The following is a 16,035-nucleotide window of genomic DNA, read 5'->3' on the forward strand; positions in this document are numbered from 1 at the left end:
ACCGCCGACAAGCACATGGAGGGCGTCCGGCTCACCCGCTGGCTGCTCTCCCCGCTGCCGACCTTCCTGCTCTGGCGCCGGATGAAGCTGTGGGAGCTGCGCTCCTACGAGCAGGTCATCAAGCTCGAACAGGAACGTCTCGTCTACCAGGCCCGCCTGCACTCCCGCTTCGGCCGCGCCTGGCGCCGCAAGGCCCCGGTCGAGTCCCTGATGCCCCTGCGGCTCGCCCGCTACGGCGTCCCGCTGACGGAGACGGCCCCCTCGGGTCTGGCGGCGGCCGGCATCGAGCCCGCGCTGCTCCCGCCCGCGCCGCAGCCCGCCCTGGATCCGGCCGGCCCCGTCCCGGCCGGCCGCGCCCGCGAGACGGCGCCCGCCATACCCGACGGCGGGCCGGCCGTCCGCGAGCAGCGTCCCGCGCTCCCAGCGGACGAGCCCCCCGAGCCGCAGGACTACACCGAGCCGCAGAACCCGTGGCTCCAGGCGCGGGACCCCCAGTCCATCGCGTACCACGGCGGCTACGACCCGACGTACGACCCGGAGGCCGCGTACACCCAGTGGTACGAGGAGCAGCAGCAGGCCGAGGAGTTCGAGGCCCAGCAGCAGGAACAGCAGCAGCAGGCCCAGCGGTACGAGGTACGGCAACGGGCCGAACAGCCGCCGTTTCCGCGGCAGCAGGGGCTCCCGCGGCAGTACGAGGAGCCGCCGGTCCTCGCGCCGGAACCGTCTTCGGAGGACACGGGTACGTTCCCCATCCCGTCGGGGCCGGGCCGTACGCGTGAGCTGGGCGCGGGCGGCGGCTCGGAGCCGACCGAGGAGGACTACTACCTGGTCTTCAAGAAGTCGATAGACGGCAGCTACCCGACCTCGGGCCAGTACCGGGGCGACGTGGAGGCGACGTACGGCATCACGCTCCCGCAGCGCGAGGCCGACCGCATGGTGAACCGCTTCACCAACCGCCACACGGCGGAACTCCAGGAGGACCACATCGCGTAGCGGCGGACGCCCGGAGCGGACGACCGGCGCGGCGAACGACCGAGGGGGCCCTCGCCATGAGGGCCCCCTCGTCGTGTCGCCGTGCAGCCGTGTCGCCGTGCGGCTGCCGGGTTACTCCCCGAGGAGGTTACGCACCCGGTCCTGGCCCACCGCGAGCAGCAGCGTGGGCAGCCGCGGCCCGGTGTCGCGCCCGACCAGCAGGTGGTAGAGGAGCGCGAAGAACGCGCGCTGCGCGGTCTTGATCTCGGGCGGGAGTTCCTTGGGCGTGGCGTCCGGGGAGAAGCCTGCCTGGATCTTGGGAACGCCGTAGACGAGGTGGCTGAGGCCGTCCAGCGACCAGTGGTCGGCGAGGCCGTCGCGGAGCAGGCGCAGGGACTCGCGGCCCTGCTCGTCGAGGGACTTGAGGAGTTCGGCGTCGGGTTCGTCCCGTACGACGGTCCGCTGCTCGGCGGGGACCTGGGTGTTGATCCAGGCCTCCGCCTTGTCGAGCCGGGGCCGTACCGCGTCGAGGGAGACCAGCGGGTCGGCGGGGTCCAGCTCGCTCAGGATGCGCAGCGCCTGGGTCTGGTCGCCGCTGGTGATGTCGGCGACGGACGCGAGGGTCCGGTACGGCAACGGGCGGGGCGTACGCGGCAGTTCACCGGCGGCCGTGCCCACCGCGCGGGAGTGCGCGGCGATGTCGGCCGGCAGGGAGGAGCCCGCGGCCACCTTCGCGTCGAGCTTGTCCCACTCGTCGTAGAGGCGCTGGATCTCCTGGTCGAAGGCGATCTTGAAGGACTGGTTGGGGCGGCGGCGGGCGTAGAGCCAGCGCAGCAGCTGCGGTTCCATGATCTGGAGGGCGTCGGCCGGGGTGGGGACCCCGCCCTTGCTGCTGGACATCTTGGCCATGCCGCTGATGCCGACGAAGGCGTACATCGGCCCGATGGGCCGCTCACCGCCGAAGATGGAGACGATCTCGCCGCCGACCTGGAAGGACGACCCCGGGGACGAGTGGTCGACCCCGCTCGGCTCGAAGACGACGCCCTCGTAGGCCCAGCGCATCGGCCAGTCGACCTTCCAGACCAGCTTGCCGCGGTTGAACTCGCTGAGCCGGACGGTCTCGGTGAAGCCGCACGCGTCACAGGTGTACGACAGCTCGGTGGTGTCGTCGTCGTACGCGGTGACGGTGGTGAAGTCCTTGCCGCAGCCGCCGCAGTAGGGCTTGTACGGGAAGTAGCCGGCGGAGCCGGCCGAGCCGTCGTCCTCGGCGGCGGCGCCGGAGCCCTCGACGGCCTCCAGCTCGGCCTCGTCGACGGCCTTCTGCTGCTTCTTGGCCGGGGCCTTCTTCGTGCGGTACTGGTCGAGGACGGCGTCGATGTCACCGCGGTGCCTCATGGCGTGCAGGATCTGCTCGCGGTAGACGCCGGAGGTGTACTGCGCGGTCTGGCTGATGCCGTCGAACTCCACGCCCAGCGCGGCGAGCGCCTCGGCCATCGGGGCCTTGAAGTGCTCCGCCCAGTTCGGGTACGACGAACCGGCCGGGGCGGGGACGGAGGTCAGCGGCTTGCCGATGTGCTCGGCCCAGCCGGCGTCGACGCCCGCGACCCCGTTCGGCACCTTGCGGTAGCGGTCGTAGTCGTCCCAGGAGATGAGGTGACGGACCTCGTGGCCCCGGCGGCGGATCTCGTCGGCGACGAGGTGCGGGGTCATGACCTCGCGCAGGTTGCCGAGGTGGATCGGGCCGGAGGGCGAGAGCCCGGACGCGACGACGACCGGTTTCCCCGGGGCCCGGCGCTCCGACTCCTCGATGACCTCGTCCGCGAAACGGGAGACCCAGTCGGTGGTCTCGGTGCTCTGAGCCACGATCGGCACGTCCTTCTTTCTCCGGGGCAGCCGTACGGTCCAGCGGCCAACCCCGTCATTCTCCCAGCTCCGGCGGCAACCACGAAAACGCCTTTCCAGGGACCGGCCCAGGGGCACGGGGAACCGCGCGGCACGCCCCCCCGGGCCCGCACCCGAAAAACCGGCTTTACCCCCCATGGGATACTGACCGTGTCCACCGAACCCACGAGGAGAACGGCACCCACCCCATGACCTCGGTCACGTCGCTCACCGACCTAGTCCACCAGCGCCTCTCCGACGCCCTCGCTTCCGCCCTCCCGGAAGCCGACGGCGTCGACCCGCTGCTGCGACGCAGTGACCGGGCGGACTTCCAGGCCAACGGCATCCTGGCGCTCGCCAAAAAGGCCAAGGCCAACCCGCGGGAGCTGGCGACGCAGGTCCTCGCGCGGGTCGAGTCGGGTGAGCTGATCCGGTCCATCGAGGTGTCGGGGCCCGGCTTCCTGAACATCACCGTCGGCGACCCGGCGATCGTCCGCACGCTGGCCGAGCGGTACGCGGACCCCGACCGCCTCGGCGTGCCCGTCACCGAGCACCCGGGCACGACGGTCATCGACTACGCCCAGCCGAACGTGGCGAAGGAGATGCACGTCGGCCACCTGCGCTCGGCGGTGATCGGCGACGCGCTGGTCCAACTCCTGGAGTTCACCGGGGAGAACGTGGTGCGCAGGCACCACATCGGCGACTGGGGAACGCAGTTCGGCATGCTCATCCAGTATCTGGACGAGCACCCGGGCGAGTTGGACCACAAGGCGGCCGAGGACGGCGCGGCCAGCGGCGAGGAGGCGATGTCGAACCTCGACCGCCTCTACAAGGCGGCCCGTCGACTCTTCGACTCCGACGAGGAGTTCAAGGCGCGGGCGCGGCGCAGGGTGGTCGACCTCCAGGCGGGCGAGCCGAAGACGCTGGCGGCCTGGCAGCGGTTCGTGGACGAGTCGAAGATCTACTTCTTCTCGGTCTTCGAGAAGCTGGACCTGGAGGTCCGGGACCCGGACATCGTCGGCGAGTCGGGCTACAACGACATGCTGGACGAGACGTGCCGGCTGCTGGAGGAGTCCGGCGTGGCGGAGATCTCGGAGGGCGCGCTCTGCGTGTTCTTCGACGACATCAAGGGCCCCGACGGCAACCGGGTCCCGCTGATCGTCCGCAAGTCCGACGGCGGCTACGGCTACGCGGCCACCGACCTCTCCGCGATCCGGGACCGGGTCTTCGGACTGAAGGCGACCTCGCTGCTGTACGTGGTGGACGTCCGGCAGTCGCTGCACTTCAAGATGGTCTTCGAGACCGCGCGGCGGGCCGGCTGGCTGGGCGACGACGTCACCGCCCACCAACTGGCGTTCGGCACCATCCTCGGCGAGGACGGCAAGCCGTTCAAGACGAGGGCGGGCAAGTCGGTGAAGCTGGAGGACCTCCTCGACGAGGCCGTCCAGCGCGCCACCTCCGTCGTCCGGGAGAAGGCCGGGAAGGTCGGCCTCTCCGAGCGGGAGATCGAGGAGAACGGCCGGTACGTCGGGATCGGCGCGGTGAAGTACGCCGACCTGTCGACGTCCGCCGTGCGGGACTACAAGTTCGACCTGGAGCAGATGGTGTCGCTCAACGGCGACACCTCCGTCTACCTCCAGTACGCGTACGCCCGTATCCAGTCGATCCTGCGCAAGGCGGGCGAGGCCCGCCCGGTGGCCCACCCGGAGCTCGGACTGGCCCCGGCGGAGCGGGCGTTGGGCCTGCACCTGGACAGGTTCGGCGAGACGGTGACGGAGGCCGCGAAGGAGTACGCGCCGCACCGGCTGACGGCGTACCTGTACCAACTGGCGTCCACGCTCACGACGTTCTACGACCAGTGCCACGTGCTGTCGCCGGAGAACGCGCCCGAGGTCGTCGAGAACCGCCTCTTCCTGGTGGACCTCACGGCCCGCACCCTGCACAAGGGCATGGCCCTGCTGGGCATCAGGACACCGGAACGGCTGTGAGCCGCTTCGGCACCGCGGTGATCCGCGGTGCCGAAGCCCTCACCGGCCGGCGGTCGGGGCACCCGGGGCGATTGCCCGGCGTTGCTGTGCGGCGGTGAACTCGGCCCACACCACCTTGCCGAGTTCCCGCTCCGCCACTCCCCACTTGTCGGACAGCGCGTCGACCAGCATCAGCCCGCGCCCGCCCTCGTCGGTGTCGTCAGGGTGGGCGTCGACGCGCGGCACACCTCCACCGCTGTCGTGCACCTCGACCCGCAGCACGTGCCCGTCGTACCGCAGGAACACCCGGAACAGCCGCCCCGCCGGCACCGCGTGCACCAACGCGTTGGTCGCCAACTCGCTCACACACAGCAGCACATCGGCGTCGCGCCCGGCGTCGGCGAGTCCGCACTCGGCCAGGAACGCGCGCGCGAACTGCCTGGCCGCGGGGACGGACCGGCGTTCACGCCGGAAGAAGTGTTCACTCAGGTTCACCGGACAAGAGTCGCGCAGCGTCACTACTGTTGACAGGGCGTAAGACCCGCTCCTGATTTCGTACGGTCGGAGTACGGGTCCGCGCGTGGTCCGGGACGGGTAGGCGTGGGGAGCACCACAGCGTGAACACCAGGAAGAACCGCTCGACGATGCGCATGCTGGGCGCACAACTGAAGGCGGCGCGCCTGGCGGCCGGCCACACCCAACGCGCCCTCGCGCAACCGGCGTTGGTCGACGAGGAGACCATCGCGTCGATCGAGCAGGGCAGACGGCGACTGATGCCTGACCTGGCCCGGACGCTGGACGTACTCCTCGACACGAAAGGCATGTTGGAGGCGGGCGTCGGCAACCTGCCGGAGATCGACCAGTTTCCGCAGTACGCGGAGGAGTACATGCTCCACGAGCGCGAGGCCATCGCCCTGTCCTGGTACGACAACGCCGTCATCCCCGGCCTGCTTCAGACACCGGAGTACGCCCGCGCGGTCCTGGCGGAACGCATTCCGGCCTACGACGAGGACGAGATCGCGGCCAAGCTGGCGGGCCGCGTCGAACGCCAGGAGATCCTGCGGCGCAGGTGTCCGCCGACGATGAGCTTCGTCGTGTGGGAACCGGTGCTGCACCTCGGCATCGGAGGTTCGCAGGTACGCCGCGACCAGCTCCGGTCTCTGCGCAAGTGTGCTGAACTCCCTGGGCTGGCACTCCAGTTCCTGCCGAGAAACGCCTCCTCCCATGCGGGACTGGCCGGTCCCTTCACACTCCTCGAAACACTGGACCATCAGCACCTGGCATACACCGAGGGGCAACGTGGCAGCCAGTGGGTTTCCGACCTGGACGAGGTGTCCATCCTGGCGCGCAAATATGCGATGCTGCGGTCACAGGCTCTGTCACCCCAGGAGTCCAGGGGCCTGCTCGACCGTTCGCTAGGAGATCAATGAGCACCACACTTGCGTGGTTCAAGTCGACCTACAGCGGCAGTGAAGGCGGCCAGTGCCTCGAAGTCGCTTACACCTGGCGTAAGTCCAGCTACAGCAGCGACGAGGGCGGCCAGTGCGTCGAGGTCGCCGCCTGCCCCCACACCATCCACATCCGTGACTCCAAGAACCCGGAGGCCGGCGGACCCATGCTCCAACTCGGCCCCGCGGCCTGGGCTGCGTTCACCGCCACCCGGTAGTCGACGGGTGCGGTGCCTCCGTGGGGGTCGGTATGCGGGAGCGCTCGGGGCGAGGGGGGTGGGGCGTGAAAGCGTGACACTCTGCGCCGAAGCGTCACACTTCCGCGAGGAAGGTCCCCCCGGCAGGCACCCACACCAGGTGGCACTCACCAGCCGCCTCCACGGTCCAGGTCGCTCATTCTTCTGAGCCGCGCATCGCCCGGCACGGACGTTGTCAGTGGCTGCCCCTACAGTCACCGGCATGGCGACCCTTCCCAACCCCCTGCCCCAGCTGGCGGCCGACCCGACCGGCCGAGCGCTGGGACTCGACCTCCCGCCCGGCACCGTGGTCCGCGCACCCGAGCCGCTGCTCTGGTACGCGGACGACGCAGCGGACCCGGAGGACTGGCCGACGGTACGGTCCGCCGCTCGCGGCGCCGGTCTCCTCCCCTTCCTGATAGACACCGGCGGCAGTCAACGCGGCCCGGAGGAATGGGAGTTGATGCCGGACGAGATGTCGTACCCCGGGGACCACGACGCCGAAGAGGTGCTGGCCGACTTCTGGGAGGAGTACGCGCCGCAGGAGGCGGACAGCGACGGATGGCCCGGACTCGCCCCCGCCCCTGCCCGCGCCCTGGGCGCCGACCCGGACACCCGGGCCGCCGAAGCCGCCGCCGTCCTCCTCACCACCGGCTGGTTCAAAGCACCGCGGCTCGCCCTCGCCCCCGCCCGCCGCTCCGCCGACCTCCCCGCGGCGATCGGCTGGAGCGGCCCGCTCAACCACGAGAACGACGTGGCCCGGCTCTGCGCCGTCCTCCGCTCCTGGGAGGACCGGTTCGGCCTGCGGGTCGTGGCCCTCGGCTTCGACCGCCTGGCCGCATCGGTGGCGTCCCCGCCGGCCACCCTGGCGGAGGCCGAGGCGATAGCCGTGGAGCACTACGCGTTCTGCCCGGACACCGTCGACCAGGGCCCCGGCTCGCTCGACGACTACGCGGAGAGCCTGGTCGACGAGGGCATCTGGAGCTTCTGGTGGGACTGACAGCCGACACGTCCGCGCCCTCAGCTCCGCCCGCGGGCCCGCGCACCGGCCCCCGCGACGCCTGAGCCACGAAGCACAGTCCCCTCCGTGCGGAAGCGCGGAGGGGACCTCACGGTCGAGGGTGGCTACCCGGTCCACGTCGAAGCGCTCGGCCACCGCGACGACCGAGGCATCGACCCCGCCGAGCGGGAAGTCGGCGTACTGGAGGACCAGCTCACCCCTGCGCGTCAGATCGGTGGGAGTGAGGTGGACCAGCTCGAATGTTCCCCGTGCGATCTCGGCGAGAAAGGCCGCTTCGACCTGGGCCAGCGCTCAAGCAGCCGGCAGACCTCGGTCATGACCGGGCTGGGCAGCAGACGGCGGCCGGTCAGCGAGGTCAGCAGGGAGGCACACTCCGGGTGACGCCGGTCGGCCGCGTTGAACGCCGCAGCCAGGGGTCCGGTGTCCAGGACCGTGGCAATCACGCCGAGTCGCCGAAGCGCTCGCGCATCCGCTCGCGGATGTAGTCGTCGTGCTGTTCAGCCAGATCCTCTGGGCCATTCACTCTGCCGATCAGGGCCAGCAGCCCGACAGGGACCGACTCCTCGACCTCGTTCGCGTCGACTGCCGACAGTGACTGGGCAACCTGGGACAGTTCCTCATCCTGGGTGACGAGCAGGCACAGGCGCCGCACCCGGGTCGAGGAAAGTCGGTCCACCAGGTGGTGCATGTCCTCGTGGTCGAACGCAGCGGTCACGCCGGCAGAGCAGGACGGCCCGCGGCGTTGGAAAGCTGGATCGGCAGAGGTTCACCCCCGCCGGCGGGCGGGTAGTCGCCCGAGATGCGTGAGGAACTCGGTCGATGTCTCGCCCGACGGTAGGTCGGTCGGCGATTTTCGGCCGGTGCACGGAACTCCTCGGCCACCCCCATATCGGCGTCACCGCAGGCGTCTACGCCCACGTCCGGCTCCGCCTCCAACGCGACGCCATCAACACCCTCAGCACCGCCCTCGGCAACCCGGAGAGCACCGAGACGGAAAACGGCGACGGTGACAAACCGCTGCCCTGCGCCGTCTCCGTCCGCTGACATTGCCGTCAACTACTGCCGTCACGACGCGCAGAAGCCCCGCCAGGACATGCCTGACGGGGCTTCATAAGTCCGCTTGCGTGCCCTCACAAGCCCTAAGCGGACTCACGGAACTACATAAAGGAAAAACCCCCGGTTAGGCACTCCCGGAAGGTTCTCCGGTCCAGTCAGGCGCTTCCCCGACGGCACTCACCAACCCGCCAGCCAATGCAAGTGCCTGCTCCCGAAAGAAGCCGATCCTTTCGTAGAACACCTCCTCAGAGGGCATCATGACTGGAGCGGAAACCAATGCCGCAAACAGCACGTGAATCTCATTCAGCTGGAACTCTGAATTCGACCCGGCAGCCTTCTTCATCATCTGAGCAGCGCTTGCGCGATCGACACCGAGGCGCACAATCGAAGGACAATCCCCATCGGGGCGATCCGCGTGGAACATGAGCGTCTCGCAGATCAACTGCTTCTGCACCTCCGTCAACCGCAAGAGGACTCCACTGCGAGTCGCCGTGGCTGCAACTTTCACCCTCATGGCGTCACATACCTCCCGCTTTCAAAGGCGCCTTGACTGTACCTAAACCCGTGTATGTTACGGCCAGTCGTCACAAGTAGCACACCTCGACTGGAGTCGTATGCCACACGCGATCCAGTCCTAGTATCCGTATGCGTCATCTTGCCTCGCCACGACGCAAAGTAGGAAGCCAACGCATCAGGGTCATGCCCGATACCAGGAAGATCGTGATCCGCGGCAGTGGAGGAGCCGTCATGCATCCTCTGCACCTGGTGCTCGACTCCGTCGGCTACATCCGGGCCGTGCGCACCATCTATTCGGTCATAGGTGTCGTCATCGAGCCCGCCATTGACAGGATCCATTCCATTGCAGTTGTGTACGAGTACCGGAGTTTCGCCCGCCAGCACATAGTACGTATGCAGCTCGCCCACGGTGAGGTTGTGGACCGTGGCTCTCGGGGACGTCCTGCGCTGCACGGACGTGATCTGGACGTGTGTACCGGCGCCGGTGCTCAGCCATTCGCCGGAGTGGAGGTTTGTGGCGTTGATCCACTCACCCAGCTCCGGTACCCAGAAGGGGTGTTGATCCGTCGCGGTGACCGATGCCGTCTTCGTGCCCCGTTTGCCGTCGATGTCGATGACGACCTTGACGAGGTGTTTGCGGCCGATGCCCTTGATCTGGGCGGTGACCTTCTCGGGTTTGGTCTTTCCGGTGTCCGGATCGGTCGCGAGGACTCTGTCACCGATCTTGACGTCCTTGATGGCCTTGGCCGTACCGTCCGCCATCAAAACCTTGGTGTCCGGGGTGAAGCTGTTCGGCGTCTCGCACGATTCGGCGATCTTCGCGAGCCGGTCCGCTTCCTTGCGGCCCTTCCGCCAGTCCTTGAAGGAGTCCAGCAGCTTTTTGCCGAGCCCCCAGATCCGCTTGCCCAGCTTCTCGGCCTTGGCCCACTTCCACGGCGCCGCGTACTTGTTCGCCAGCTTCGCCAGAGGCCCCCCGCCCAGGAAGGACGAGACGACGTTGAGGGCCGTGTTGCCGCAGGCGGCCAGGTTGCCGGTGGTGAAGCAGTCCAGGGCGTCCGTGATTCCGAGTTCATCGGCGGCGATCTTGCCGAGTTCCTTGGCGACGGCGATCGCCGTCTGCTCGGCCGAGTTCTCCTTCTCCTTGGCGGCGTTCGCCTGTGACGCGGCCGGCGTGGCGGATGTCGTGCCCCCGCCGCCCGTGCCTACGTCGCCGCCCGAACCGCCGCTGTCCCGCGTGCCGCCCACGCCCGGGTGCGGGGACGGACCAGGGCCGCACGCGTTCCAGCCGCCCACACAGTCGGCCCGGCGGAGGCCCGACGCGTCGCTGTGGGAGACCGGGCTGTTGTCGGCGTACGCGTAGCCGTTGATCTGCTGCGGGTCCGTGTAGTCGACCACCGGGTCGGCAGAGATGAAGCGGCCGGTGTCGGAGTCGTACTCGCGAGCGCCCAACGTCGTCAGGCCCGTCGACGCCTCCATCGTGCCGCCCACGAAGCCCTTGTCGTTCAGCCAGCCGGTGGACGAGGACGTGGAGTCGTCGCGCTCGTTGCCGAACGCGTCCATGCGGCGCCGGGTCGTCGCACCCGTCTTCGCGTCGATCGCCAGTTCCGCCGTGCCCTGGTTGTCCGAGGCGAGGAAGTGGACGCCGTCCGCTTCGCGCATCGCGACCGTGGTGCCGGCGAAGCTGTAGTAGCGGGTGGCCGTCACCTTGGCGGTGGACTTGTCGTAGTGGAGTTCCGTGCCCGGGAGGTAGAACGTCTTCTCGTCGGGTGTGTCCCGCAGCAGCCGGGCGCCCGAGGCGTCGTACTTGTACGTCGTCACCGACGCGTCGGCGTTCGTGACCGTGGTCAGTTCGCCCTGCTTGTCCCAGGCCAGGGACTGGGTGTCGCCGTCCAGGACGCGCCTGGTGGTGTTGCCCGACGCGTCGTAGGCGTACGAGTCCTGGGAGGTGACCTGCGGGGTGGTGGCCGTCGCGTCCGTCTTGGTCGTCACCGACGAGACCGTGTGCGGGCCTGAGTCGGTGCCGTTCGGGCCGGAGCCGTTACCGTACGCGTACGAACGGGTCGACGTCGCCGCCCCGTTCAGGCCGTGCCGGACCTCGCTCTTGCGGTTGCCGATCGTGTCGTAGCCGTAGTCCGTCCAGTACGGAGTCGTTCCGCCCACCGTCGTCGTCGACGCTCCCGACGCGCAGGACGCGTCCGTACTGCCCGTGCCCTGCGCGTCGTTCGAGACCACCGAAGACGTCCAGGCCGAGGAGACCCGGCCCAGGCCGTCGTACGAGAAACACTGGACGTCCGAGGTGCCGCCGGTCGGGGTGTCGGCGATCGACAGGATGTCGCCGGCGTCGTCGTAGGTGTAGTTCGCGTCGTACGCGACGCTCGACGCGCCCTCGACGTCCACCCGCGAGGTGGCCAGACGGTCGGTGCCCAGCTCGTAGCTGTTCGTGATCAACGTCTTCTTGGCCGTGGACTCGCCTGTGTACAGCTCCAGCGTCTCCAGGTCCGACGTCGGCGAGTACGACGCGTCCGTGACGTAACTCAGTCCGCCCAAGGAGGTGTTGAGACCCACAGGGCGCTGGAGGTCGTCGTAGACGTTCGCCACCGCCTCCGCGGGCAGGTCGCCCACCGCGGGCAGACCCTCGTTGTGCACCGTGCCGTCGTCGTAGTACTGGGTGGTGTACTCGTACGTTCCGCCCAGTTGCGGCTCAGCCGTCTTGGACAGGTAGTACTTCGTCGAGAGGGGCGCGTAGTCGTTGTCGGGGTCAAGGGTCGGGTAGGTGACCGACGAGTAGACCGCGCCGTCCTTGTAGGTGTAGACGCCGTACAGCTCACCCTTGTAGGCGGTGTCGTACTTCGACACCGACAGCTTGGTGCCCGTGGTCGCCTCGCCCTGCCAGGTCGAGACCGCGCGGCCCAACTCGTCGTAGAGCGTCGACGTCTTGTCGCCGTTGACCGTGACCGACGTCTGGCGGTCCAGTGCGTCGTACGTGTAGGAGGACGAGCCGGTGTCGGGGTCGACGGCTGTCTTCTTCCGGCCCAACTGGTCATAGGTGTAAGTCCAGTTGTGGCCCTTGTCGTCCGTGACCCCGGTCAGCAGGCCGGCGGCGTTGTAGCCGTACGACGTGGTCACCGCGTCGCCGCCCGTGGGGTACTGGACCTGGGTCGTCGTGTGGTCCCGGGCGTCGGTCACGACCGTTGTCCTGATGCCGCCCTGCGGCGGGGTGGTCGTGACGCGGTCGCCGCCGTACGCGTACGTCGTGCGGTACCGCTCCGTGCCCCGGACCTTGAGGACCGTCGCCGTGGTACGGCTCGCGCCGTCGTACTCCGTCACCGTCTGGGAGTCGAGGTCTGCGTCGAGCGGGTCGAAGAGCGTCGAGGTCGGGGCGCCGGCGGCGTAGTAGGTGTCGTTGACCTGCGCCACGCGGCCCGAGCCGTCGTACAGCGTGTCGGCGACCATACGGCCGCCGCCTTCACCCTCCGTCTGATCCTGTCGGGGCCTCAACCAGCCGTCGTACAAAGACCATTCACTGCCGTACGAGGTGCCGTCGTTCTCGATTTTCTGGGTGTGGACGGCGGTCGGTCCGTCGTCGCCCCGGACCAGGTACTCGTACTTGAGGGACGGGGTGGAGGAGTTGGCCTTGGGGCGGTCCGGGAGCCAGACCGAGACCAGGCGGCCGAGGCCGTCGTAGGCGAAGTCGGTGCGCAGGCCGTTCTGGTCGACCTTGGCCGTGGGCTGGCCCCAGGCGGGGGCGTACTCCGTGGACGTCGTCCAGCCGTCGATGTTGGTGACCGTCGACTTCGTCGCCAGGCCGTAGGTGTCCGTGTAGACCGTGGAGGACGTGTACTGCGTCGTCGACGCCGCCGTCTCCGCGTCCTTGACCACCAGCGGGCGGCCGTAGGCGTCGTACGTCGTCACGGCGGTCGTCTGGTAGGTGGGCGTCGTGCCGCTGTACGCCGACAACCGCTTGGTCATGGTGATGTCGCCCTTGGTGGGGGCGGCGCCCGACGTCGTCGAGTTGTCGTAGTAGGTGAGGTCGTCGGAGATGACGTTCTTGGAACGGTCGGGGGTGGTGGCGCAGTCGACGCCGACCGTCTCCACGCGCGAGATCAGCGAGTAGATGTGCGCGCTCGCGCTGTCCGCGTACTCGTTGCGGGTGCACTGGTTGTCGGCGACGCCGACCTCGCCGTCGTCGTCGACCGTCATCTCGCGGCCGGTCGCACCGTCGTACGTGGTCGTGGACCTGGTGTGGCGCCAGCCGCCCACGGTGAGCGCGGTGTAGGTGTCGGTCGAACCGGTCGCGAGATAGCGGGCCTTGTACGTGGCCCAGTCGTCGGTCTCGGTCGCCGTCACCGCGGTCCACGGCACGGTCACGGACTTCTCGGTGACGGCGGCGCCGTTGTAGGTGAGTGTCTCCAGTTCCTGGCCGGCCTTCCAGTCGGAGTCGTCGTAGGAGACGCCGTTGGAGTCGGTGACCGTCGCCGAACGGGTGTCGCCGTCCTTGTCGACGTCACCGTCGAGGCCGCGGAAGAAGACGTGCTCGGTCTTGGTGTTGGAGGGGTCGTTGCTGCCGTCGGAGGTGGTGACCTGAACCCTGCCGTAGCCGCGCCAGTCGCCCCAGGTGCGGTACTCGGACTTGGTGACGCCGTCGGCCGGTGTCTTCCGCCAACCCGCGTCACCGAGGTAGGTGTACGAGGTGATCTGGTCGGCGTTGTCGCCGGTGAGGTCGGTCTGGACGACCGAGGCGACCACGTACTTGTGGAACCAGTCCGTGATCGGATCGGTGACGCCCGGCGGGTTCCACTTCACCGGGAAGCAGCGCTTGGTGGACGAGTCCTCCGCCGGAACGTTGCTCGGCGTGCACTGGTTGTCGGCGTAGGTGACGCTGAGCGCGCCGCCGGACTCGTTCAGCACACCGGACAGACGGAAGCGGTAGAAGGGCTGAAGGTTGTCGCCCGACTCGTCGACCCGGTTGGGGAGTTGGATGCCGTGGAGCTCGACGGACGGGACCGAGGCGTCGGTGCCGAACGCTCCCTTGTGGTCGATCTTGCTCAGCCACAGCGACTTGGAGGCATCGCCGTTGTCGGTGAAGACGTGGGTGAGGCTCCACACGTCGACCGGGCTGTACGTCGAGTCCCCGGTGCGGATCTGTGTGGTGACCTTGGTCAGTTCCTTGCGGGTCCAGAACGTCGGCGAGTTCTGCCCGGCGCACTTGGTGCCCGACTTGCAGTTCTGGTCCCATGGCACGTCCGGCCAGTCGGCGGCCGTGGAGTCCGTGAGGGCGTCCGCGGAGCAGTCAGTCAGGGAGCCGACGCAGCGCTCGGCGGTGGTGAAGACGACCTGGGCGGCCGGCTTGGTGGAGTACGCCGTGCCGTCGCGCTGGCCGTAGTCGATCCGCTTGAGGTAGCCGCCGCGGATGTAGGCCTTGCCGTTCTCGGTGGTCTTCAGGCCCTGGGTGTAGTAGTTCGTCTCAGTGCCGTAGAAGTACGACATGGCGTTGCCGTGCGGATCGACGACGTAGTCGAGGTTCCAGCGCCAGGCCTGCGTGCAGTAGGCGTCGGCGAACGTCGCGTTGTAGCAGGGCTCGCCGGAGTCGTCGCCGTAGACCGGGGTGGTCCAGGTGGAGTTGGTCTCCTCGTTGCCGCTCGCGTAGCCGGTCAGGTGGTTGAGGCCGAAGTAGTACTTGGTGCCGTCGGCGACCGTGATCTTCCAGTACTCGCCGTTGTTGTCGCCGTTGGTGGCGCCGGTGAGGTGCTCGACCTTGGAGTTGTCGTCGGAGCTGATCCGCCACTCGCCGGTCGTGTCGTCCTTGACGAGCCGGCCGGAGGAACCGCCGGTGAGCGAGATCGTGGCGTTGTCGAACGCCCAGCACTGGTCACCGTTGGTGTCGTCGTGACCGTCGTCGGCACACGGCTTGTAGCTGCGCTCGATGTAGCCGGGGTCATAGGAGAAGCCCTGGCCGATCCACGAACCCTGGTTGTTGGTGGTCGCCGTCTGGCCGTCGATGGACTGGGAGTTGTACTCCAGGCCGACCTTCGGCTGCATGCCGCCGGGCACCGGCGGGACGGACATCGGGTACGACCAGGTGAAGGCGCCCGAGCTGGTGTCGACGCCCCACTGTGATGACTGGGCCAGGCTGGTGGCCTTGTAGTCGCCGCCGTCACCGCCGCTGCTCGCGGTGGCCGCGACGACGGTGGCCGAAGCACTGGTCGAGTCCGCCGTGTCGGCTTCGAGGAGCTGGGCGGAGGGACCGGAGGTGTCACCGGCCGCCTGCACGGTCGCGGTCAGCGTCTGCCCTGCCGTGTCGTTCGTGGACTTCAGATACGTCGGCGTCGAGCAGGCCTTCTTCTGCGGGGTCGTCAGAACGCACGCCGGGTACGTGGCCAGTCGCAGCCGGGAACTGTAGTCACCGCCATAGGCGTCGGCGAAGTCCGCGTAGTCCAGGGTGACTCGGGCCGCACCGGCGGCGGTGTCGCCGTCCGTGCGGGCGACGGTGAAGAGCACACCGTCGACGCCGGCCGCCTCGGTGACCTTGCGGTCGAGGACCTCCACCCGGACGGAGTCGGCGCCCTTCGTGCCACCGGCCGCCTTCGCGGTCAAGGGCAGGCCCTTGACCTTGACCGCCTTGCTCGTGAGATCGACCTCGGCGCTCCCGGCAGGGGGCCAGTGCGCCTTGGCCGTCTTCTTCACCGCGGCCTTCTCGGCCTGGTCGGTCTTCTCATAGGTCCTGGCGGTGGCGTTCTCGCCCCGCACCGGTCTGTCGAGGCCGGTCTGTGCCTTGGGCCGGGTCAGGCCGGTGTCAGCGGTGGCCGTGGGGGCGTACTGCGGGAGCAGTCCGACGGACAAGGCCAGTCCGAGGACCAGCGCGGCCCGTCTGCGACCGCTCCGCCAGGCCGGTCCGCTGGACCGGTACCAGGGAGACTGGGACATCAACTCTCCTAGTT

Annotated in this window: 12 protein-coding genes; 7 read left to right on the forward strand and 5 right to left on the reverse strand. The window is 68.7% G+C overall.

Going from position 1 to position 16,035, the window contains the following annotated elements; all coding sequences use genetic code 11:
• Nucleotides 1-993, forward strand: a 993-nt coding sequence (locus ABZT12_RS34740; RefSeq protein ID WP_356392327.1) for a DUF2637 domain-containing protein, incomplete at its 5' end; no start/stop codon positions are given.
• 111 nt (nucleotides 994-1,104) lie between these two features.
• Here the strand turns inward: ABZT12_RS34740 and lysS are convergent.
• The gene (lysS, locus tag ABZT12_RS34745; RefSeq protein ID WP_356392330.1) at nucleotides 1,105-2,844 is read right to left on the reverse strand and encodes a lysine--tRNA ligase; all 1,740 of its coding nucleotides are present in this window, start codon (nucleotides 2,842-2,844) and stop codon (nucleotides 1,105-1,107) included.
• A gap of 218 nt (nucleotides 2,845-3,062) precedes the next feature.
• Between lysS and argS the strand changes: the two genes are divergently transcribed.
• A complete protein-coding gene (gene argS / locus ABZT12_RS34750) occupies nucleotides 3,063-4,841 on the forward strand; it encodes an arginine--tRNA ligase (protein WP_356392332.1) in 1,779 nt (592 codons plus the stop codon).
• A gap of 39 nt (nucleotides 4,842-4,880) precedes the next feature.
• Here the strand turns inward: argS and ABZT12_RS34755 are convergent, their stop codons facing one another.
• On the reverse strand, nucleotides 4,881-5,315 hold the full coding sequence (locus tag ABZT12_RS34755; protein WP_356392334.1) for an ATP-binding protein: 435 nt from the start codon (nucleotides 5,313-5,315) through the stop codon (nucleotides 4,881-4,883).
• A 149-nt stretch (nucleotides 5,316-5,464) separates the two neighbouring features.
• Here ABZT12_RS34755 and ABZT12_RS34760 point away from each other — a divergent pair, with 149 nt between their 5' ends.
• From ABZT12_RS34760 to ABZT12_RS34775, 4 genes are all read left to right on the forward strand, one after another.
• Nucleotides 5,465-6,250 (forward strand): helix-turn-helix transcriptional regulator, encoded by a 786-nt coding sequence (locus ABZT12_RS34760; RefSeq protein ID WP_356392419.1) that lies wholly within the window; start codon nucleotides 5,465-5,467, stop codon nucleotides 6,248-6,250.
• Nucleotides 6,247-6,486, forward strand: coding sequence for a DUF397 domain-containing protein (locus ABZT12_RS34765; RefSeq protein ID WP_356392336.1), 240 nt, complete (start codon nucleotides 6,247-6,249; stop codon nucleotides 6,484-6,486). Before ABZT12_RS34760 ends, ABZT12_RS34765 begins: the two co-directional genes overlap by 4 nt.
• 241 nt (nucleotides 6,487-6,727) lie before the next feature.
• Nucleotides 6,728-7,504 (forward strand): DUF4253 domain-containing protein, encoded by a 777-nt coding sequence (locus ABZT12_RS34770; RefSeq protein WP_356392339.1) that lies wholly within the window; start codon nucleotides 6,728-6,730, stop codon nucleotides 7,502-7,504.
• Nucleotides 7,505-7,591: 87 nt separating this feature from the next.
• Nucleotides 7,592-7,906: a hypothetical protein gene (locus ABZT12_RS34775; protein ID WP_356392342.1), complete on the forward strand. Its 315-nt coding sequence runs from the start codon at nucleotides 7,592-7,594 to the stop codon at nucleotides 7,904-7,906.
• Nucleotides 7,907-7,964: 58 nt separating this feature from the next.
• On the opposite strand, the gene ABZT12_RS34780 is transcribed toward ABZT12_RS34775, so the two are convergent.
• Nucleotides 7,965-8,240, reverse strand: a complete 276-nt coding sequence (locus ABZT12_RS34780; protein WP_356392345.1) for a hypothetical protein — start codon at nucleotides 8,238-8,240, stop codon at nucleotides 7,965-7,967.
• 104 nt (nucleotides 8,241-8,344) lie between these two features.
• On the opposite strand from ABZT12_RS34780, the gene ABZT12_RS34785 reads away from it, so the two are divergent.
• A complete protein-coding gene (locus ABZT12_RS34785) occupies nucleotides 8,345-8,569 on the forward strand; it encodes a hypothetical protein (RefSeq protein ID WP_356392348.1) in 225 nt (74 codons plus the stop codon).
• Between the two features lie 136 nt (nucleotides 8,570-8,705).
• On the opposite strand, the gene ABZT12_RS34790 is transcribed toward ABZT12_RS34785, so the two are convergent.
• Both ABZT12_RS34790 and ABZT12_RS34795 read right to left on the reverse strand, forming a co-directional pair.
• Nucleotides 8,706-9,044 carry a hypothetical protein gene (locus ABZT12_RS34790; protein WP_356392351.1) on the reverse strand — a complete coding sequence of 113 codons (339 nt, stop codon included), beginning with the start codon at nucleotides 9,042-9,044 and terminating at the stop codon, nucleotides 8,706-8,708.
• A gap of 47 nt (nucleotides 9,045-9,091) precedes the next feature.
• A complete protein-coding gene (locus ABZT12_RS34795) occupies nucleotides 9,092-16,021 on the reverse strand; it encodes a polymorphic toxin-type HINT domain-containing protein (protein ID WP_356392354.1) in 6,930 nt (2,309 codons plus the stop codon).
• Between the last annotated feature and the right edge of the window lie 14 nt (nucleotides 16,022-16,035).

Source organism: Streptomyces sp. NPDC005423, assembly GCF_040606415.1.
GTDB lineage: Bacteria > Actinomycetota > Actinomycetes > Streptomycetales > Streptomycetaceae > Streptomyces.